General features: G+C 64.0%; 15 protein-coding genes. 7 read left to right on the forward strand and 8 right to left on the reverse strand.

From position 1 onward, the window contains the following. Window positions 1-2: 2 nt before the first annotated feature. The 8 genes from tssH to D1Y85_RS01860 all read right to left on the reverse strand — a co-directional run bounded on the left by tssH (window position 3) and on the right by D1Y85_RS01860 (window position 9,641). A complete protein-coding gene (gene tssH, locus D1Y85_RS01825) occupies window positions 3-2,672 on the reverse strand; it encodes a type VI secretion system ATPase TssH (RefSeq protein WP_124149301.1) in 2,670 nt (889 codons plus the stop codon). A 31-nt stretch (window positions 2,673-2,703) separates the two neighbouring features. Continuing rightward, window positions 2,704-3,789 (reverse strand): type VI secretion system baseplate subunit TssG, encoded by a 1,086-nt coding sequence (gene tssG / locus D1Y85_RS01830; RefSeq protein WP_124149302.1) that lies wholly within the window; start codon window positions 3,787-3,789, stop codon window positions 2,704-2,706. Then, complete coding sequence (gene tssF, locus D1Y85_RS01835; protein WP_124149303.1) at window positions 3,753-5,591, reverse strand: type VI secretion system baseplate subunit TssF; 1,839 nt, start codon at window positions 5,589-5,591, stop codon at window positions 3,753-3,755. Before tssF ends, tssG begins: the two co-directional genes overlap by 37 nt. Window positions 5,592-5,623: 32 nt before the next feature. Further along, entirely contained in the window at window positions 5,624-6,103 is a 480-nt protein-coding gene (gene tssE, locus D1Y85_RS01840; protein ID WP_124149304.1) for a type VI secretion system baseplate subunit TssE, read from the reverse strand. Between the two features lie 84 nt (window positions 6,104-6,187). Further along, a complete protein-coding gene (locus tag D1Y85_RS01845; protein ID WP_124149305.1) occupies window positions 6,188-6,691 on the reverse strand; it encodes an Hcp family type VI secretion system effector in 504 nt (167 codons plus the stop codon). 128 nt (window positions 6,692-6,819) lie between these two features. Next, a complete protein-coding gene (tssC, locus tag D1Y85_RS01850; RefSeq protein WP_124149306.1) occupies window positions 6,820-8,313 on the reverse strand; it encodes a type VI secretion system contractile sheath large subunit in 1,494 nt (497 codons plus the stop codon). An 18-nt stretch (window positions 8,314-8,331) separates the two neighbouring features. Then, a complete protein-coding gene (tssB, locus tag D1Y85_RS01855; protein WP_124149307.1) occupies window positions 8,332-8,877 on the reverse strand; it encodes a type VI secretion system contractile sheath small subunit in 546 nt (181 codons plus the stop codon). A gap of 59 nt (window positions 8,878-8,936) precedes the next feature. Next, window positions 8,937-9,641: a tetratricopeptide repeat protein gene (locus D1Y85_RS01860; protein ID WP_185218872.1), complete on the reverse strand. Its 705-nt coding sequence runs from the start codon at window positions 9,639-9,641 to the stop codon at window positions 8,937-8,939. A 350-nt stretch (window positions 9,642-9,991) separates the two neighbouring features. On the opposite strand from D1Y85_RS01860, the gene tssJ reads away from it, so the two are divergent. The 7 genes from tssJ to D1Y85_RS01895 all read left to right on the forward strand — a co-directional run bounded on the left by tssJ (window position 9,992) and on the right by D1Y85_RS01895 (window position 18,879). Next, on the forward strand, window positions 9,992-10,573 hold the full coding sequence (gene tssJ / locus D1Y85_RS01865; RefSeq protein ID WP_124149308.1) for a type VI secretion system lipoprotein TssJ: 582 nt from the start codon (window positions 9,992-9,994) through the stop codon (window positions 10,571-10,573). A 98-nt stretch (window positions 10,574-10,671) separates the two neighbouring features. Continuing rightward, window positions 10,672-12,018 carry a type VI secretion system baseplate subunit TssK gene (gene tssK / locus D1Y85_RS01870; protein ID WP_124149309.1) on the forward strand — a complete coding sequence of 449 codons (1,347 nt, stop codon included), beginning with the start codon at window positions 10,672-10,674 and terminating at the stop codon, window positions 12,016-12,018. After that, window positions 12,015-12,797: a type IVB secretion system protein IcmH/DotU gene (gene icmH / locus D1Y85_RS01875; RefSeq protein ID WP_124149310.1), complete on the forward strand. Its 783-nt coding sequence runs from the start codon at window positions 12,015-12,017 to the stop codon at window positions 12,795-12,797. The genes tssK and icmH overlap by 4 nt, the downstream gene beginning before the upstream one ends. Before the next feature lie 421 nt (window positions 12,798-13,218). Then, on the forward strand, window positions 13,219-14,871 hold the full coding sequence (locus D1Y85_RS01880) for an ABC transporter substrate-binding protein (protein ID WP_124149311.1): 1,653 nt from the start codon (window positions 13,219-13,221) through the stop codon (window positions 14,869-14,871). Between the two features lie 35 nt (window positions 14,872-14,906). Further along, window positions 14,907-15,917 carry an ABC transporter permease gene (locus D1Y85_RS01885; RefSeq protein ID WP_124149312.1) on the forward strand — a complete coding sequence of 337 codons (1,011 nt, stop codon included), beginning with the start codon at window positions 14,907-14,909 and terminating at the stop codon, window positions 15,915-15,917. After that, window positions 15,914-16,783 carry an ABC transporter permease gene (locus D1Y85_RS01890; protein ID WP_124149313.1) on the forward strand — a complete coding sequence of 290 codons (870 nt, stop codon included), beginning with the start codon at window positions 15,914-15,916 and terminating at the stop codon, window positions 16,781-16,783. The genes D1Y85_RS01885 and D1Y85_RS01890 overlap by 4 nt, the downstream gene beginning before the upstream one ends. After that, window positions 16,780-18,879: a dipeptide ABC transporter ATP-binding protein gene (locus D1Y85_RS01895; RefSeq protein WP_124149314.1), complete on the forward strand. Its 2,100-nt coding sequence runs from the start codon at window positions 16,780-16,782 to the stop codon at window positions 18,877-18,879. Before D1Y85_RS01890 ends, D1Y85_RS01895 begins: the two co-directional genes overlap by 4 nt. Window positions 18,880-19,819 lie beyond the last annotated feature (940 nt).

Genomic DNA, 19,819 nt, shown 5'->3' on the forward strand with positions numbered 1-19,819 from the left:
CGTCATTCCACCGTGTACTCGAACTCGTCTGCATCATTCGCACGCACGCCCACGCGTGTAATCGACGTGCCCTGCGCGATGCGCTCAAGAATGCGCTGCGCGAGTTCGGGCAAGAGCGTACCGGTCAGAATGTGATCGACGTTGCGCGCGCCCGAGTCGACCTCCGTGCATCGGGCGAGCACCGCGTCGACGAGCGTATCGTCCCATTCGAACGTGGCGCCGTGGTTCGCCCCAATGCGGCGGCGAATGCGTTCCAGCTTCAGGGCGATGATCTCCGCCAGCACGTCGTCGGAAATTGTGTAATACGGCACGACCTTCATGCGGCCAAGGAACGCGGGCTTGAACGCCTTGTACAGTTGCGGACGCAATAGATCGGCCAGCGTCTGCGCATCGGGCCGTTCATCATCGGCTTTGTTCAGGCAGGCCTGCATGACCGCGGCGGAACCCACATTCGACGTGAGGATGATGAGCGTGTTGCGAAAATCGATCGCACGGCCCTCGGCATCGTCCATCGTGCCCTTGTCGAAGACCTGAAAGAACATTTCCAGCACGTCCGGATGCGCTTTTTCTACTTCATCGAGCAGCACGACCGAATAGGGATTGCGGCGAACCGCCTCGGTCAGCACGCCCCCCTCGCCGTAACCCACGTAACCGGGCGGCGAACCCTTCAGGCCCGACACGCTGTGCGCCTCCTGGTACTCGCTCATGTTGATCGTCACGAGCTTGCGTTCTCCGCCGTAGAGAATTTCGGCCAGCGCCAGCGCCGTCTCGGTCTTGCCGACACCGGACGGTCCCACAAACATGAATACGCCGCGCGGCTTGTTCGGATCTTCCAGATTCGCACCTGCCGTGCGCACGCGCTGCGCGATCGCCTCGAGCGCATGTTCCTGTCCAATCACGCGTTCGGCCAGCAACGACCGAAGGTTCAGCACGGTATTAATCTCGTCTTTCACCATGCGACCAAGCGGGATACCGGTCCACGATGCGACGATTTCGGCCACCACTTGAGCGTCGACCTGGAGCGGCACCATCGGTGCATCGGACTGCAGGGAATGCAGGCGCGCGATCAACGGCGGCATCGCCGCACGCGCTGCATCGGCTTCGCGCATCCGTTCGGACGACGTACCCTCTTCGCGCGCCGCGTCGATCTCGCCGCGCAGATGCGTGATTCTCGCGACGAGTTCGCGCTCCTCAGCGTAACGTGCCTCGTTTGCCGCCAGATCGCGGCCGGCGGCGGCGCGTTGTTCGCGCAACCCGGCAAGCCGCTCGTCGTGAACAGCGCCGTGCAGGCTCTCCCGCGCGAGCGAGGCGATTTCCGCTTCGATTCGCTCGATGCACTTCTTGACGTCGTCGATCGCGCCGGGCGTCGCGCCTTGTGCGAGCGCAACCTTGGCGCATGCTGTATCGAGCACGCTCACAGCCTTATCAGGCAATTGCCGCGCGCTGATGTAGCGATGCGACAGGCGCACGGCCTCGGTGATCGCCTCGTCGAGAATGCGTACGTTGAAGTGGCGCTCCATGACGCCCATCATGCCGCGTAGCATGGCGGCCGCCAGTGTTTCGTCGGGTTCTTCGACCTTGACCACCTGAAAGCGTCGCGAAAGCGCCGCGTCTTTCTCGAAGTAGCGCTTGTACTCGCTCCATGTCGTCGCGGCGATCGTGCGCAACTCGCCGCGCGCGAGCGCAGGCTTGAGCAGGTTTGCCGCATCGTTCTGACCCGCCTGGCCGCCCGCGCCGATGATGGTGTGCGCCTCGTCGATGAAAAGCACAATCGGCTGCGTGCTCTGCTTCACCTCGTCGATCACGCTCTTCAGACGGTTCTCGAACTCGCCCTTCACGCTCGCGCCGGCCTGCAGCAGCCCCATGTCCAGCACGCGAAGGGCCACGCTGCGTAACGGATCCGGCACGTCACCGGCGGCGATACGCAGCGCCAGGCCCTCCACGACGGCCGTCTTGCCCACGCCCGGCTCGCCAGTGAGGATCGGGTTGTTCTGCCGGCGGCGCATCAGGATATCTATCGTCTGGCGGATTTCCGCTTCGCGACCGATCACCGGGTCGACCTCCCCTTCGCGTGCGCGCTGAGTCAGGTCTGTCGTGTAGGTATCGAGCGCGGGCGTTTTCGACTGCGCAGCAAACGCCCCGCTCGCGTCAGTCCCGGCGCCCCTGACGGGCTCGTTCGCGCCCTCAAGGGGCATGGCTTCGATGGACCCCTCCGTCACCTCGTCGAAGCGATGCTTGAGGTCGGCAACGGGCACCTCAGCAAAGCGCGACGACATGCGTTGCGCGAACTGCGCAAGATCAGGCGCGTTCAGCAAGGCAAGCAGCAGATGGCCGGAGCGGATGCGTCCGGTCGCCGAGTCCAGCGAAGCGATCAGCCATGCCTGTTCGAACAGCGCGATGAGATGCGGCGAAAACACCGGCGTGCGCGTATTGCCCGTTTTGAGCCGTTGCAGTTCGCGCTCGAGATCCGCGCGCAGGGCATGCGCATCAACGCGCGACGCGCGCAGTACGCACGCGAGGTCGCTGGCTGATTCGTCGAGCAACGCGAGCAGCACGTGTTCGAGTTCGACTTCATAGTGCCCGCGCGACAGGCACACGCTTGCCGCGCGCTCGGTAGCAAGCCGGCATGTCGTGTCCAGCTTCGCGATCAGGGTCTTCAGGGGCGTGCTCATGTCGTGCAGTCCGGTCTCGGGTCTCTTGTGTTCAATGAATGACGTGCAGTTCGTAGCGGGCGTCGCGGCGATCGTGGTCGGCTTCGCGCGTGCAGAGGAACGCGTCCCAGCCGATCCGCGCGCCGGCGCCCAGGCGGCTTGGCGCCACCTCCTCGCGGCGCAGCACGAGCAGCACCTCGTATTCGAGCGTCACCCGCGCCAGCAACGTGAGCGCGCGTTCGAGCGCGACCGCGTGTTCGGAGCCAGGCAGAAAAGCCTCGTACTGTGCCTTCGAAAGCGGCCCGACCACGAGACGCGCGCGCATGTCGCGCTGCCAGACTCGCGCGCCTGCGAGCGCCGTCGCGCCGAGCACCACGTTGCGCTGGCCGAGCAGGGAAAACTGGTCGGGCGGCACGTCGTACCATTTGCCGACAAACTGCTCGACACGTACGGGCACGCCGAAATAATCGGAAAGCGTCTGGCGCAGATACGCGGCGGAAACCGGTTGATGGCGGGCGGCCGCCGCATAGCCCGCCATCGCCTCGTCGAACAGCGCGCCCGCGCCCTCCTGCAGGCTCTCGCGCGCCCCATCGCCAGCAATGCCCGCAAGCGCGAGCAGCAGCGGCAGATAGCGTTCGTCGCGGTCGAGTTCGTAATGGAACGGCAGCCGGTACTTCTTCCACGCCGAATAGAACAGCGCCGTGGCGCGATTCGAGAACACGTCGAAGAACTCGCGCGCTGCACGGTCGCGCCGCAATTGCTCGCGCGCGACGATCTGTTCCGTATAGTTCAGCGGCAGTGCGCCTTGACAGCCCAGCAGCCCAAAGAACGCAGGCGTAAGATCCACACGGCCGAGTTCGCCGGCATCGAGCGCCGCAGCGCGCTGGTGCGCATCGGCGAGTGGCGCGCCGGCCTCGTCGTAGGAAACGGCACCCGCGATCTCGCTCGGCGGAAAAGCGAGCGAAAGTGTGTTGCGAAAGCCAATACGATGCGGAAGAACGTCGCGCTGCCGCGCATCGGTTTTCTCGACGAACCAGCGTTCGAGCAGGCGCACCGCCTGGAAGAACCCAAAGCGGTGCGGCTCCTCGAGCAGCCGCTCGATTACACCAGAATCGATTCGCCGCTGCGGGGACTGCATCGCATGATCTCCTCGCCGGTGCGTCGCGACACGACGACCAGTTGTACGAAGCTGTTGATATGCACGTAAAGCCCGAAAAACACGTCGATCACGCGCACGAACGTTCCAAGGCTCGTTCCGACGAAGTGCTCTTCATCTACGGTGAGCCGTATCTCAATGCCACGCACGAAGGTTGCGAAGGGCTTGCCGGGAAGCCATTGCACGGTGGCGACCTGCTCGACGTCAACGATTCCGTCGACGTGCCGTGCCGAAACGGCCGTGCGGCGCAGGTCATAGAGCGCAAGCAGTTCCTTGAGCGTGCTGGCGCCTTGACTCGCGAGCGAAACGTGGTTGAGCGCGAGATGCGAAATGAGCCGCCAGTGCGCCGCCTGGTGGCGCTCGAAGCGTACGCACGGCGTCGGTCGCATCAACAGTGCGATGCAGTTCGTGATCGAACCGCCCTCCAGAAACAGGTCGCCGCCCTCGAGCCCGGTCGCGAGCCGCGAGGGAAGATCGCGGTTGGTGCAGGTCAGGTCGAGGCTCAATGTTTCGTTTTGCTGCGCAGCCAGGTCGAAATCGATATCGACGATTGAGATTTCGGTTTCGTAGCCCGGACTCTTTTTCGCGACCCACCCGTCGCGCCTGGCAAACCAGTAGTGGCCAGCGCGCATCGATTCGCCATGCCGTAGCGAATAAAACGGCCGGAACTCAACCACCGTTTCCTCCTGCTCTCGCTGCCGCACCAGTTTCACGGAGTCGATCGAATAGATCTCATAGGCGAACGCGTGCCGCCCCTCCGCCACGACCGGATACGACGCCGCCTGATGATCGAGACGAATCGGCTCGCCGTGCTGCCGGAATAGATTCACCACCGGCGTGCAGAACAGGCGCAGGTGATGTGCCGCGAGCGTGTCGAGCAATCGCGCCACATGCGAGTCGCCGCTCACGTCCTTGAGCACGATGTGAAGCCTGAGACGCTGGCAGCGGCCCACCACGGCGGTCATCGATGCGAGGTCGAAGTCTACAAAATCGAACTTGTCTGGAAACGCGAAATACTCCATGAGGAGCCGATACGCGGGATGGGATTTCGCCGGATAGTCGATCAGCGCGTCGGCTTCGTCAAAGCCGGCCTGCGAGAACGGAAGCGCTGAGAGCGCGCGCCAGCGACCATTGCGTTCGGGTTCCGCGTATGCGGCAATCGCGTGCACGAACAGGCAATCGCCGAGCGCCGCGATGAGCGACTGCTCGCCGTGCAGGTAAGTGCGAAGTGCGCCACGCTTCCACGTGGAGAGATCGAACTGCGGCGAGGTCGATTCGAACGTGATTGACAACACTCCAGTTGCGTTCGGCGGCAGCACCGTCGCGTTCGGCGCAATCACCGTCGGCACGTAGCGCGCTTCCGAAATGCGGATCGGCGCGAGCGTCACGTCGTACGCGGTGCGAAAGCCGCATTGCACACCACGGATCGGCCGCGACTTGAGTTCCGTTGCGCGCTCGATCACCATCGGCTCGGTAAGATTGCCAGACGAGTCCGGTGCGGCAAACTGCGCAATCGAGCACGACGGAAATGGACGCAGATAATGCGGGTAGAGGACTTCGAGCAGCGCCTCGGTGAACTCCGGATAATCGTCGTCGAGGCGTTTGCTGATGCGTGCGCCGAGCAGCGCAAACGATTCGATCATCCGCTCGACGTGCGGATCCTCGCAGTGCTCCCCCGTCATCGCGAGGCGAGCCGCGATCTTCGGATAGCGCTCTCCGAATTCGCGCGAATACCGCCGCAGGAACGACAGTTCGCGCTCGTAGTACGGCAACAGCTCTTCCATCGGTACGCTCCCGCCCCCAACCTTTCTTTAGGTCATGCTTTTGCGCGTGAGCGCGCGACCGAATACTGCAGCGTGGAGGGCTGCAACATCGCGTCGAAATTCACGGGCTCTTGCGCCGGATGCACCACCAGAAGCGCCCGAATTGCAAAGTACAGCGCATTCGTCGAGCGCTCGTTCAGTTCGAGCGTGACCGACACGCCCTGCAGACGCGGCTCGTGACGCTCGATAGCCTGCTGGATCGACTTGCAGATGAACGCCCGATCGTAGTGACTCGCGAGGCTCATGCCCGCAAAGTCGTTCAACCCGTAGGTCAGAATCGAACGACGGCATTCCGGCAACATCGCGAGTTCGTCTTCCGTGAACGCAATGCGCGAGTTCAGGATCGACTCCAGATCGCGTGCAACGGTCCCCTTGATCTCTTCGATCGAAAGCTGCCGCACAGCCGTCGGTGCCGGCGAGTGCGGGTCGTCGTCGAAGAGCTTGTCGAGCAGTCCCGGCTCGAAACGCTTCATCGGTTCAAATGGGTCGTTTAGCGAAATGACACAGGTGCAGGCGGCGGCCCCGCAATGGCGCACGCCGCCCTCTTCTGCACCGCGTCAGACCGCGTAGGTCTTATCGTTCTTCGTGAGACTCCATGCGCCTTGCGCATTGCCACCCTGGTTGCCGCCGATCTTCTGTTGCGTGTACTTCCACTGCACGGCCGCGTACTTGAGCGCGAACTTCTCCGAGGGCAACCCTTCGCCGACGACTTCCGGCGTGATGCTCGAGATGATCACGTACTTGAGCTTGATTTCCAGGTACTTGACGCGGTTTCCCTCGCCGTCCGAGCGCATGAAGTCGATCGTCACTTCGTCGAACGTCGTGCCGCCCGAAGCGTGCTGATAAAGCAGCGGGCTCACCACATCGATATCCTTCGTGAAGCGCATGTCGGCATGCTCGCAGCGCTCGGCCGTGTGGCCGCCCGCCGTCGATGCCGTTGCCGAGCGCGGCTGCAGGATTGCGTGGTTCCACGAATCGATCTCGATCCAGCCGGCGTGGTCCTTGTCCTGCGACTCGCCCTTGATTGCCGGATTTCCGAATTTTAGGTAGATGTCCTTCATAATATTTCGACTCCCTGGAGAGGTGGTTTTCGATAGTTTGCTTTTCGAACCCCGGCGTGATGCGCCGGGGAGATTGTCGGAGTGGGCCGTCTCGTGACGGACCGCTCCGGTTCCGCCCGTTCGCGAGATTACGAATTGGCCGGTTTTGGCAGATCCGCCACGAGCCGCAGCGAGATCGACAGTTCGTCGAGCTGAAAGTGGGGTCGCAGGAAGGCGACAGACCGGTACGAGCCCGGCTTGCCGGGAATCTCGCTGACCTGGATCGACGCCTCGCGCAGCGGGAACTGCGCCTTCTGCTCTTGCGAGGCGTTGTCGTCGAGCAGCACGTACTGCGAAATCCAGCGATTCAAGAACACCTCGACGTTCTGCGCGGACGCGAAGCTGCCGATCTTGTCGCGCATCATCGCCTTGAGATAGTGCGCCACGCGCGAGACCGAGAAGATGTACTGCAGTTGCGCCGAGAGAACGGAGTTTGCGTTCGCGTTGTCACTACTGTATTTCTTGGGCTTCTGCACCGACTGCGCGGCGAAGAAAGCCGCGTAATCCGAGTTCTTGCAATGGACGAGCGGAATCAAGCCGAGGTCGCTCAACTCCTTCTCGCGCCGGTCGGTAACGGCGATTTCGGTCGGGCACTTCAGCGCGATCTCGCCGTCGTCGGTTTTGAAGGTATGTGTCGGCAGATCTTCCACCAGGCCGCCACCCTCCACGCCGCGAATTGCCGCGCACCATCCGAAGTCGTCGAACGCCGCCGTGAGGCGCGCCGCGAAGGCCCAAGCAGCGTTGCACCACAGATATTTGCCGTGATCGGTGCCGTTGACGTCTTCGAGGAAATTGAAGCCTTCCGCCGTCACACCGTCCTTCGGATTGAACGGCAAGCGGCCGAGAAAGCGCGGAAGCGTGAGGCCCACGTAGCGCGAATCCTCCGAATCGCGGAACGATTTCCACTTCGCGTATTCGACCGTGTCGAACACCTTGCCGAGATCGCGCGGCTTGCCGAGGTCGGCGAACGACTCGAGCCCGAGCAACTCCGGCGAGGCCGACGCGATGAACGGCGCATGCGCCGCCGCCGCTACGTGCGACATCTGCTCGATGAAATACATGTCTTCCGGTTGGCGCGTGACCTCATAGTCGCCAATCAGCGCGCCGAACGGCGCGCCGCCGAACGTGCCGAACTCTTCTTCGTAGATTTTCTTGAAGAGCGCGCTCTGGTCAAATTCGATTGCGGTCTTGAAGTCGCGCACGACGTCGCGCTTGGGCGCATGCAGCGCCTTGATCTTGATAGTCGGGCCGGTATTGCTCTCCTTGCACAGATACTCGAGGCCTCGCCAGGTGCTTTCCAACCCCTGGAATTCCGGCGCGTGCATCACGGCGCTCAGCTGGGCAGAGATCAGACGGTCGAGTTCGGCCACGCGGGCATCGAGCGTCGCCGAAAGATTGTCCGAGACGATCACGGTGCCTTCCAGCACCTGATGCGCTAGCTCGCCGATCAGGTCCTTCGCACGCAAGTGTTCGGATTCGGACTTCGCGACCTTGCTCTTCTCGACGATCTCGTCGAGCAGCGAGGGCGCGGTCTGGGCTTCTTCCACGACCGGGGCGCGCACGGCGTGAGTTTGCTGGTTCATGTCGATTTCCCCCGGCGCTTACTGATCGTTGCCGTTGCTGGATTCATTGCGCTCGCCACCATCCGGCTCGCTCACACCGCCCGCGAGTGCCTGCAACTGCTGCGTGTTCGCGAGCACCTCGCTCAGCAAGTCTTCAAGCTTGTCATTGCCGGCGAGCTTGTTGCGCAGGTCCGCGAGCTTCGAGCGCGCTTCGAGCAGGCGCCGCAGCGGCTCGATCTGGGCGACGACCTCGTCGGGTTTGAAGTCGGCCATTGAGTGAAAGCGCAGATCCACAGCGAACTTGCCGCCCGCTTCGCTAAGCCGGTTCTCGACCTGGAACGCGGCACGCGGCTCAATGCCCTTCATGACGTCGTCGAAATTGTCGCGATCGATATTGACGAACTTGCGGTCGCGCAGCCGTGGCTGCTCGATTTCGGATTGCCCCGCGAGATCGGCCATCACACCGACCACGAACGGCAGTTCCTTCACCTCGATCGCATCGCCGAGTTCGACCTCATAGGTCAGTTGGACGCGCGGCGGCCGCACTTTCTGCAAGCGCTTCTGGATACTTTCTTTCTTGGCCATCGAGGGCTCCCCTGTTCGTGTAGTACAAGACCGGTTGTCATCCATCCGCCACCAGACCGTTAGCGCAGCGCGCCAAACGGATCGGTGCCGCCGCCGCCCTGCGTGGCCTTGGCCGGTGCGGGCGCGGCCTTGGCTGGTGCGGGCGCAGCTTTGGCCGGTGCGGGCGCGGCCGGTGGCAGGACTAGCGCAGACGGAGCAGCGTCGGCTGTCTGCGTGGGCGTCGGCCCCGGCTTCTGCACGGTCCGTACGACGCGACGCTTCTTTGGTGCACGTTTATCGGACGCTTGTTCGGGTGGAAACAGTGAAGCCTCGCCGAGCGTGTCGCGCAACTGCTTTGCGAGTGCTTGAGCGTCGGATTTCGCATCGCCTTGCAGAGAGGCGTCCTGGCGCAGTTCGCCGAGCGATTGCGTCGCGACGCGAAGGCCCGCCACGGCCAGCACGCTTTTTGCGGCACGGTCGGTCCGATCACGCTGCAAGGCTTCCTGCGCGGCGACGACGGCCTCCCTATAGTGTTGCTGCTGGAACTGGATCTGCGCGATGCGCGACCACGGTTCATTACGCGTGGGATCGGCAGCGGCGAGCTTCTGATAAAGCGCGATCGCGCGATTCTGGTCGCCGCCCTTCGCCGCAGTATCGGCGTCGGCCAACGCCTTGTTGAACGCGCCTGGCGATGCCGCAAGGTTGCTGTCCGGCGTAGCGCAGCCCGCGATTACCCCGCATGCCAGCACCACCCCAACGAGCCTTGGAATGACCCGATTTATCATCGTTCTTTCACCAACGTGTGATTTTTAATGCGATGGAAAATATCAGAGTTTTGTTTTAGCTCTAGTGCGCGGTATAGTACAGACCAATTGTTGATAATTGAATGAAACACTCCGGATTTTCACAATTTTCGACAATTTCATGAGGCGGGATTACAGCCACGAGAACATTCACACAGAATAATTCCTCATCGATTCAAACTGAATCGCGAAATGTGGAGTAGATTGCTACTCGCATAATCGGACACTTGTCAGTTCGCGGCCTAGGAATGGCTCCCGTTATGCGGAGTGAATTATCTTGATCGGACATAACCATTCAACGGATCCCGAGTGTTATCACTCGGCCAATGAGAATGAATGCGCGCGCTATTCGCTTTATATCGATATTCGTCGCCAGCATCCAGCTGGCCGGTTGCGCGGCAGCCCTACAGCTCGCGGGCATCGGCAAGCCCGAGTTGCCGGACATCCAGAAACCGCCGCGCAATCTCGGAATTACGCTAATTGCGGCGCAGAATCTCAACGCGGCGACCGACAACAAGCCGCTCGCGCTGGTGGTTCGGCTCTATGCGTTGAAGGATCCCACATCGTTCCAGCAGGCCACTTTCGATACGTTCACCGATCCTGCGAAAGAACAGAGCACGCTAGGCAGCGACTTGCTCAGCGTGCGCGAGGTAACGCTGATTCCGGGTCAGCGACATCACGCAACCGAAAAGATTTCACGGGAAGCGCAGGCGTTCGGCATTGTGGCGTTATTTCGCAATCCCGCCATGCAGCGCTGGAAGCTAACCTTCGATCCGGCGAAATCCGAGAAATCCGGCATAATGGTCGGCCTGCATAACTGCGCAATGACAGTTACGGGCGGCACGGTGATCCAGTCGGACCGGGCATTACCGGCACAGCCGTTGAATCTGCTTTCTTCGGTGACTTGCGGGTGAAAGCGGGTGAATAACGAGCAAGCGGAATATTTAACAATTTCAACCAATATCGCTGATGCGAGCGATATTGGCTGAATCACGCATATAACCGATTTAACATGAGTCATTCCTCGAAAGTGCTTTGGGGCGAAGGCCTTTTCCTGAGGCCCCAGCACTTCCAGCGGCAGGACGCCTACCACGAAGCGCGCCTGTTCGAATCGATTCAGGCCATCGCGCCGTACAACTGGGGCGTGCGCGCGGCACGGATCGATCACGATGCGCTGGGTAGCAACATGCTGCGCATGAGCGCACTCTCGCTCGTGTTTCCGGACGGCACGCTGTACAGCGCGCCGCAGGCCGACGATCTGCCACCGCCCGTCGCGCTCGACACGTTGCCCGAAGGCATGAACGAATTCACGTTCTACCTGGCGATGCACCAATTGCGCGAAAACGGCGCGAACTACGCATCGGACATGGAAACCGGCTTTGTCACGCGCTACGTGCGCGCACAGGCGAGCGTGGCCGATCACTACACCGACGCGGCGCAAGCCGACGTGACGTTCCTGAAGACGAACGTCAGGCTGATCGCGCATAGCGAGCCGCGCGAACAGCTGCTCTCCGTGCCCGTCGTACGCGTGCGGCGCACCGCGACGTCGGGCTTCGAGGTTGACGAGGACTTCGTGCCGCCAACCCTCGCCATCGAAGCATCACCGCTCCTGCACCAGCGGCTGCGCCGCCTCATCGACGCCCTGCAGGCAAAGGTCAACGCACTCTACGGCTTTCATCGCGAGCCGACCAAAAATATCATCGAGTTTCGCTCCGGCGACATCGCTTCGTTCTGGCTGCTGCACACGGCAAGCGGCGCGTTCGCCACGCTTGCGCATCTTTATCAGCATGCAGCGCTCCACCCGGAGCGGCTCTTCCATGAACTGCTGCGCCTTGCGGGCCAATTGATGACGTTCTCCAAGGGCTACACGCTCGCCGATCTGCCCGGGTACCGCCACGACGATCCCGGCCCGGGCTTCGCACGCCTCGACACGATCCTGCGCGATTTGCTGGAAACGGTGATTTCCACCCAGTACTTCGCCATTGCGCTGGAGGAAGTGCGCCCCTCGTTCCACATCGGGCGCCTCGACTCGGGCAAGATCGATGACAAGACAACGTTCTACCTCGCCGTGTCGGCCGACATGCCCGCAATCGATCTCGTCGAAGCCGTCCCGGCGCGCTTCAAGGTCGGCGCGCCCGACGACGTGGAGAAGCTCGTGCTTTCCGCCATGCCGGGAGTGCGGCTCGTCTACACGCCCCAAGTCCCGCCCGCTATTCCTGTGCGGCCCGGAGCCTACTATTTTGCGTTCGAGTCACGCAGCGCGCTCCACGAGCGCATGGTGCAATCGCAGTCGGCCATGGTCTACGCACCCTCTGGCATCAACGACCTCAAACTCGAACTGATCGCGGTGACATCATGACCAACGCCCCTTCCCTTTTCGGCGTCGCAGCGCCGGTCTTGAATCAACCCGCGCCCTCTGGCGAACCGGCTTACCAGGCGCGCTCGCTGCTCGATCTGCTTTACGACGGCTTCTTCATGCTGTTCCTGCTGAAGAACGGCCGCGAGCCGGGTGACGCCTCCGATTTCAGCACCCGTGTACAACAGTTTCTCGGCGACTTCGAGCGCGGCGCGAAGAAGCTGAATGTCGCGGCCGACGACGTGTACGCGGCAAAGTTTGCATTCTGCGCCGCCCTGGACGAGTCGGTGCTGGCATCGTCGTTCCGCATCCAAACGGAATGGGAACAGCGCCCCCTACAGCTCACGTTGTTCCGCGAGCAGCTTGCCGGCGAGAGGTTCTTTCAGTTTCTCGAGGAGTGTCGCGCACAGGGCGCGCCACGACTTCAGTCGCTAGAGGTCTTCCACATGTGTCTGCTGCTCGGATTTCAGGGCAAGTACATTCTGGAAGGTCCGGAAAAACTCGCCTACCTTACGGCGCGCCTCGGCGACGAGATCGCTCACATCAAGGGCAAGCGCGCACCGTTTGCACCGCATTGGCCTCTGCCCGACCAGATTGCGCATCGACTCAAGCGCGAAGTGCCGCTCTGGTCGATAGGCGCGGTTTTCACGCTGGTAGGTCTGCTTGCCTGGCTCGGCCTCAGCATGTGGTTGCGGGATAACACGGTGCGCACACTCGCGCCATATACGCAGATCATCAAGCTTGGACCGCAGTCGGCGAATCTCACGATCTCGCTGCCATGAACGCGTAACAACGGCACCGGGGAACTGTCGAACGATCGAACGACAGGCCCCGCTCAGACATCATCTCTTCCTGATTGCCCAGGCTCAGCGGCTACGCAACGTACCAAGGCACGCTCAGCAGCATCACGTCCAACGGACAGTGCGGGCGCTTGAGTCCCCGCCTGACGGCCGTAGTTATCCCTTCCTTCATCGTTCTCGTCGCCTCGGTCTTCAAATCCTCAGCTTATTAGACCACCTTACCGCGACAGTACTGCCATCCCCGCTCATGAAAAGCCGGGCCATCGGAACCTTCGCACGCCCTCGCCGCCGGATCGCTTAAACTGGACCGGAATTCGTCGCTAGCTGCACCGCATGCCGCCGTCGCGATCCCCCCTCGGGATGGGTCGCACCCACTCACGGAACTGCACGGAATCGCGCACCGATGAAACGACCGCTGTCCTCTGCCGGGCCTCTCGAACTGCTGCGCCGCAACGCCGGCGACTACGGCAATCACGCCATCGACGAATATCTGGCCGGCCGCATCACCCGCCGCGAGTTGCTGCGTTACGCGGGTGTGCTGGGCCTCACGCTCACCGCCAGCGGACTCATGGCGCCGCGCTTCGCGCGGGCGCAGCAGCCAACGAACCAGACGATCCGCGTCGCGCACCTGATGCCTGCGGGCGCCGTCGATCCGCTAACCGTCACCGATGCAGGCGGCCTGTGCCTCCTGAACCAGACCGGCGAGTTCCTGGCCGACGATGACGCCGGCGGCCGCCTCGCGCCCGCACTCGCGCTCTCGTGGCAACCGAACGAGAAGGCGGACGTGTGGACCTTCAAGCTGCGCCCGAACGTGCGATTCCACGACGGCCAGCCGTTCGGTGCGAAAGACGTGGCGGCGACGTTCGACCGCCTCGCCGATCCGGCGAGCGGTTCGGCCGCGCTGTCCGTACTGAAGGGCGTTCTGTCGAAAGGCGGCACCAAGGTGGTCGACGATCACACGGTGGCGTTCCATCTCGACGCACCCAACGGCAACTTCCCGTACTACGTTTCATCCGACAACTACAACGCCGTGATGCTGCCCGCGAACTATGCGGGCAGCTATGAGAAAAGCTTTATCGGCACAGGGCCGTTCAAGCTCGAAAACTTCCAGCCGCGACAGGGCGCAACGTTCGTTCGCAATCCCGATTACTGGGGCAACAAGGCGCTGCCTGCACGCGTGCAATTCTCGTTCTACGCCGACGAAGCGGCGCAGATCCTCGCACTGCAGGGACGCCAGGCCGATGCGATGGGCACGTTCACCGTGCAGGGCGGCATCGGCATCCTGAACAATCCCGACTTCAAGGTGGTCGGCGTGCGCTCCAGCGCGCATCGGCAGATTCACATGCGCAACGACGCGCCCGCGTTCAAGGACAAGCGCGTGCGCCAGGCGCTGGCACTGGCGCTCGATCGCGACGTGATGGTGCGCGGGCTCTTCAAGGGCCGCGCCGTGGTCGGAAACGACAGCCCGTTCGCGCCGGTGTTTCCGTCGAGCCCGACGAGCGTGCCGCAGCGAAAAGCCGATATCGCGAAGGCACGCCAGTTGCTCGCGCAGGCCGGCGTGGCGAACGGCTTCGACCTGACACTGACCACGGAAAAGTACATGGAGATTCCCGATCTGGCCGTGGTCGTGCAGAACGCCGCGAAAGCGATCGGCGTGCGCATCGCGCTCAAGGTCGAAAGCCAGGGGCAGTACTACGGCGCCGGCACGTACGGCAAATCGGACTGGCTCGACTCGCCGCTCGGCATCACCGATTACGGGCATCGCGGCGTGCCGAACGCGTTCCTCAACGCGCCGCTCACGAGCGGTGGCACGTGGAATGCTGCGCATTTCAGCAACGCGCAGTACGACAAGCTCGTGGCGCAATTCGTCGCGACGCTCGACGTTGCTACGCAAAAGCAGATCGCCGCGCAGATCGCCACGCTGTTGCTTGACGAGACGCCCGTCATCATCCCGTACTTCTACGACCAGCTGATCGCGCAACGGACCGCCCTGCAAGGCGTGCGCTTCACGGCGCTCGCGCAGCTCTACTTCGACCGCGCCACGCTCGCCGCATGAATCGCGGGCCACGGCGCGCACGCTACTGGAGTCCGATGGCTACACCGCTGACGAGTCCGCCGCAACGCACTGACGCCGCGCGAACCGCGCCCGCGCTTCGCTTCATCGCGCACCGCGCGGCGTGGGCGCTTTTCACGTTGTGGCTGCTGTCGATTCTCGCCTTCGCGGGCGGACAACTGCTGCCTGGCGACATTGGCCGGGCGGTGCTCGGGCCGCTCGCCGACGCGCGCGCCGTCACCGCGCTCAATCATCAGCTCGGTGCGGACCGCCCGGCATTCGAGCAATACGTCATGTGGATTTCACACGCGCTGCGCGGCGACTTCGGCTTGTCGTGGAGCTACCGCCAGAGCGTCGCACCGTTCGTGGGCGCGGCACTGCTCAAGTCCGCGATACTGGGCCTGCTGGCGTTCGTGGTGGTGGTGCCGGCGGGCATCGGCGCAGGCGTGTGGGCCGCGCTGCACGCAGGCCGCCCGCTCGACCGCGCGATCAGCACCGCCGGCCTGTGTGCAAGCGCGGTGCCCGAGTTTGTCTCCTCAATCGCGCTGATTCTCGTCTTCGGCGTGTGGCTGCGCTGGCTGCCGATCGAAGCCGTTGCGCCGCCCGGCGCTGGCGTGGCCGAACAGTTGCGGCATCTGGTGCTGCCGGTGCTGCCGCTCGTCTTCGTGTTCTTCGGCTACCTCGCCCGCATGGCACGCGCCGGCATGCTTGGCGCGCTCGATGCCGACTACACCCGCACCGCGATTCTCAAGGGCCTGCCACAGCGTGTCGTGATCGTGCGGCACGTGCTGCGCAATGCGCTCCTGCCCACGGTGACGGTCGCCGCGACGCAGCTCGGCTATCTGATCGGCGGGCTCGTCGTCGTGGAGACGCTATTCCGCTATCCCGGCATCGGCTCGCTGATCTATAACGCGGCGAAGGCAAAAGACTTCCCGATGCTCGAAGCCGGCGTGCTCGCGATCGGCGCGGTGTACACGCTCGCCAATCTCGCCGCCGATCTGCTGCACGTGCTGCTCGATCCGCGGTTGCGGACGAGGGCCGGCCCATGAGCGACAACGCCGCCACGCCGGCCACCGCGTCGCCCGACGCCGCGCGCTTTCACGTGCTGCGCGAACTGCTGCGCTCGCCTGCGTTTCTTGCGGGCGCGGCCGTCCTGCTCTGGTGGATCGTCTGTGCGCTCGCAGGACACGCGTTCGCCCCGGCCGACCCTTACGCGACCGACCCACTCAGCTCGCTGATGCCGCCCGACCGCGCCCACTGGTGCGGCACCGATCAACTCGGTCGCGATGTGTGCTCGCGCGTGATCGTGGGTGCGCGCGACATCCTCACCATCGCGCCGCTTGCCACGCTCACCGGCACACTCGTCGGCACGGCGCTCGGGCTCGTTACGGGCTACTTCGAGGGCTTTGCGGGCAGCCTCGTCGCGCGCACGCTCGACGCGGTGCTCGCGCTGCCGCTCGTGATCGTCGCGCTCGTGGTGCTCGCGGCAGTGGGAGCGTCGAATCTCGCAGTCGTGCTCGTGATCGGCATCACGTTCGCGCCGCTGATCGCCCGCACGGTGCGCGCGGCCGTGCTCGCGGAACGCCATCTGGACTACGTCGCCGCGGCCCAGTTGCGCGGCGAACGCGCACCGTATGTGATGTTCGCGGAGATCCTGCCGAACGTCTGGCCGCCCATCGTCGTGGAAGCTACCGTGCGGCTCGGCTATGCCATCTTCGCGGTGGCGACGCTCTCGTTCCTCGGCTTTGGCATCCAGCCGCCCTCCGCGGACTGGGGGCTCGCGCTCGCCGAATCGTATGCGCTGCTCGCGGGCGGCGCGTGGTGGACCGTCGCGTTCGATGCACTCGCGATCGCTTCGCTCGTCGTCGCCGTGAACCTGATCGCCGACGCCCTGCGCGAGGCACTCGAATCATGAACGGCCAACGCGCGGCCCCATCGCCGTCGATAGCGACGTTCGGCGCCCCGCGCGGCGACGACGAAGACGCGCTTGCGCTTGTCGGCCTCACCGTCGCTTATCGCGTGAAGGGGCGCGAACGCGAAGTGCTCACGGATGTCTCGTTGCGCATCCGGCGCGGCGAGTCGTATGGACTCGTCGGCGAATCGGGCTGCGGCAAATCGACGGTCGCGCTCGCGGCGCTGCGCTTTCTCGCGCGCAACGGCCACGTGAAAACCGGACGCATCGCGATCGCCGGAAAGGACGTGCTCGCGCTCGACGCCGACGGCTTGCGCGCGCTGCGCGCGAACACGGTGTCGATCGTCTATCAGGACCCGGCGGGCGCGCTCAATCCGTCGCTCACCATCGCGCGCCAGTTGACCGAGGCATTCGAAGCCGCGGGTGCGAGCGCGGGCAGTGCCCTCACACGCGCGCCCGACATGCTCAGGCGCGTGCGCATCGCCGATCCCGCCCGCGTGATGGCGAGCTACCCGCACGAGCTTTCGGGCGGCATGCAGCAGCGCGTCGTGATTGCGATGGCGCTCGCGTCGAACCCCGCGCTCCTGATCCTCGACGAGCCGACAACCGGACTCGACGCAACCGTCGAAGCCGAAGTGCTCGCGCTCGTTGCGCAACTGCGCGCGGAATTCGGCATGGCGGTGCTGTTCATCAGCCATGATCTCGCCGTGATCCGGCAGATGTGCGATCGCATCGGCGTGCTGTATGCGGGGCGACTTATCGAAGAAGGCGCGACGAGCGATGTGTTCGCGCGAGCGCGTCATCCCTATACGGTTGGACTGCTACGCTGCCTGCCCGCGCACGGACGCAGCAAAGCGACCGGACCGCTCGACACGGTTCCCGGCGAACTCCCAGCGCCGGGAACCATCGCGCGCGGCTGTGTGTATGCGCCGCGCTGTCGCCTCGCCGATGCGCGCTGCCGCGAAGACGCGCCGCCGCCGCATCGTATGGTGGCGCCGCACGGCGAGCGGATGGCGCGCTGCCACTACCACGATCGCGCCATCGAGCTGCCGTTCGCCGAACCCGCCGGGCCAGCCGAGCCAGCCGACACAAGCGCCCACGCGGCTATGGCGCCTGGCGATCGCCCGGTCGTGCTTCGCGCCATCGACGTATCGCGCACATTCGGACGCGGTGTACACGCCGTGCGCGCGCTCGACGGCGTCTCGATCGAACTGCGCGCGGGCGAGACGCTAGGACTCGTCGGCGAATCGGGCAGCGGCAAGACGACGCTCGCGAAATTGCTGCTCGGGCTGCACGCACCCGACGCGGGCGGCCGCGTCGAACTGGACGGCGAGCCGCTGCCCGCGCGCGTCGCGCGACGCAGCGCGAAGCAGCGGGAAGCGCTGCGGCTCGTGTTCCAGCATCCGGACCTGTCGCTCAACCGTGCTCTGCCCGTGAAGCGGCTGATCGGGCGCTCGCTCGCGCGCACCGTTGCCGCGCGCGAGAGCGAGCCTGTGGGGCTAAATGCGCGGCTCGAAGCGCTGCTCGAAGCCGTGCGCGTGCCGACGCGCTATCTGGCCGCGCGCGCGCGTCAGCTCTCGGGCGGGCTAAAACAACGCATCGCGATTGCGCAGGCGTTCGCGGGGGAGCCGCGCATCGTCATCTGCGACGAACCCACTTCGGCGCTCGACGTCTCCGTGCAGGCAGCAATCCTGAATCTGCTCGCGCGGCTGCAACGCGAGCGTGGCGTGAGCTATCTGTTCATCTCACACGACCTCGACGTCGTGCGCTATCTCGCCGATCGCGTGATGGTGCTCTACGCAGGCCAGGTCGTAGAAACCGGCCCCGCCGATGCGCTCTTCGGCGGCCCATGCCATCCGTACACGGAAACGCTGCTCGCCGCGCAAACGTCGCGCGCAAGCGAAACGAACGGCGCTCGCACATCGACTGCGGGGTGCGTCTTCTGCGCACGCTGCCCGCGCCGCATCGGCTCGGTCTGCGATGAACAGGCGCCGCCGTTCTCCGGCGCGGGCAACGGTCATCTCATACGCTGCCATATTCCCGTGGACGAGCTACGCGGGCTGCAAGAAGCGGCTAAATCGACGCGCACAAACGTCTGAGGTTCGCGTGTCGCGCGGGGGCGATCTACGAGGCTGCAACACAAACCGACAGCGACGCCCTCTCGCGTTTCATCATCGAAACGTTTTCGTCCTTTTCCCCCTCGCCAGCGCGGCGTAGAGATTGTCGGGTGCCGCTGCCGCGCCGTTCTTCGTCCGATGGCACGGAACTCGCTAAATCACGGTCAGGCATCCGGTCGCTGCCTTCATGCATGACTTCGCGGGTAGTCACGCAAGGCCAGCGGATGGCCGGCCGCACGACGCGCTCGCTTTCTGCCGGACCACCTCAACGGGTTCCGACAATCAGCAAGTAGTCCTGCACGTCCCGGACGCCCGACGATTCGTCGCCGGATGCCTTGCAGTCCATTGACGTCGTCAGCAGCGTCGTGACGACGCAACGTGGCGATTAACTACGGGGACGGGCGGCATGCATGTACCAAGGCATGTCGCCTGACAAAAAGCGCGGAAAGGGCAACGGCGTCACGACGCCGTTGCCTCCGGGGAAAAGCGATGAAAAATACGCTATTCAATCAGCACTACTGTGAATTTTCCAGGGGTGTAGCTGCGTGTGCGGTCGGTGTGGGCATGCTGTTGACCTCCATTACGGCCTGCGCTGCGAATGATGGTGCCGTCGACGCGAACACTACGCTGCACATCGCGCAGGCAGACGCGGAAGTCGGCGACTCCGACCAGGCTTTCGCCCCTGCAGACGCCGCTCACGACGCCGCCATCGTGTTTTCGCTGAAGACCTGTGTCGGCAACGCGGGGGACTGTGGCTCCGGACCCGGCGGGGGCGCCACCGGCGCGGCCAGCGCTGGCACGAGCGGTACTTCCGGCCCGGGCGCCACGTCGGGGACGAACGGAACCGCAAGCTCGGCGCACGGGCCGTCCAGCGCTGCGGCAAGTTCAGGCTCGCACGGTTCCGGCTCCGGGGGATCGGGCG

This window comes from Paraburkholderia dinghuensis, from assembly GCF_003837865.1.
Taxonomy (GTDB): Bacteria; Pseudomonadota; Gammaproteobacteria; order Burkholderiales; family Burkholderiaceae; genus Paraburkholderia; species Paraburkholderia dinghuensis.

Bases quoted from the DNA above. Each gene is read 5' to 3' on its own strand.
- tssH (WP_124149301.1), bottom strand. From the start codon at position 2,672: ATGAGCACGCCCCTGAAGACCCTGATCGCGAAGCTGGACACGACATGC.
- tssG (WP_124149302.1), bottom strand. From the start codon at position 3,789: ATGCAGTCCCCGCAGCGGCGAATCGATTCTGGTGTAATCGAGCGGCTG.
- tssF (WP_124149303.1), bottom strand. From the start codon at position 5,591: ATGGAAGAGCTGTTGCCGTACTACGAGCGCGAACTGTCGTTCCTGCGG.
- tssE (WP_124149304.1), bottom strand. From the start codon at position 6,103: ATGAAGCGTTTCGAGCCGGGACTGCTCGACAAGCTCTTCGACGACGAC.
- D1Y85_RS01845 (WP_124149305.1), bottom strand. From the start codon at position 6,691: ATGAAGGACATCTACCTAAAATTCGGAAATCCGGCAATCAAGGGCGAG.
- tssC (WP_124149306.1), bottom strand. From the start codon at position 8,313: ATGAACCAGCAAACTCACGCCGTGCGCGCCCCGGTCGTGGAAGAAGCC.
- tssB (WP_124149307.1), bottom strand. From the start codon at position 8,877: ATGGCCAAGAAAGAAAGTATCCAGAAGCGCTTGCAGAAAGTGCGGCCG.
- D1Y85_RS01860 (WP_185218872.1), bottom strand. From the start codon at position 9,641: ATGATAAATCGGGTCATTCCAAGGCTCGTTGGGGTGGTGCTGGCATGC.
- tssJ (WP_124149308.1), top strand. From the start codon at position 9,992: ATGAATGCGCGCGCTATTCGCTTTATATCGATATTCGTCGCCAGCATC.
- tssK (WP_124149309.1), top strand. From the start codon at position 10,672: ATGAGTCATTCCTCGAAAGTGCTTTGGGGCGAAGGCCTTTTCCTGAGG.
- icmH (WP_124149310.1), top strand. From the start codon at position 12,015: ATGACCAACGCCCCTTCCCTTTTCGGCGTCGCAGCGCCGGTCTTGAAT.
- D1Y85_RS01880 (WP_124149311.1), top strand. From the start codon at position 13,219: ATGAAACGACCGCTGTCCTCTGCCGGGCCTCTCGAACTGCTGCGCCGC.
- D1Y85_RS01885 (WP_124149312.1), top strand. From the start codon at position 14,907: ATGGCTACACCGCTGACGAGTCCGCCGCAACGCACTGACGCCGCGCGA.
- D1Y85_RS01890 (WP_124149313.1), top strand. From the start codon at position 15,914: ATGAGCGACAACGCCGCCACGCCGGCCACCGCGTCGCCCGACGCCGCG.
- D1Y85_RS01895 (WP_124149314.1), top strand. From the start codon at position 16,780: ATGAACGGCCAACGCGCGGCCCCATCGCCGTCGATAGCGACGTTCGGC.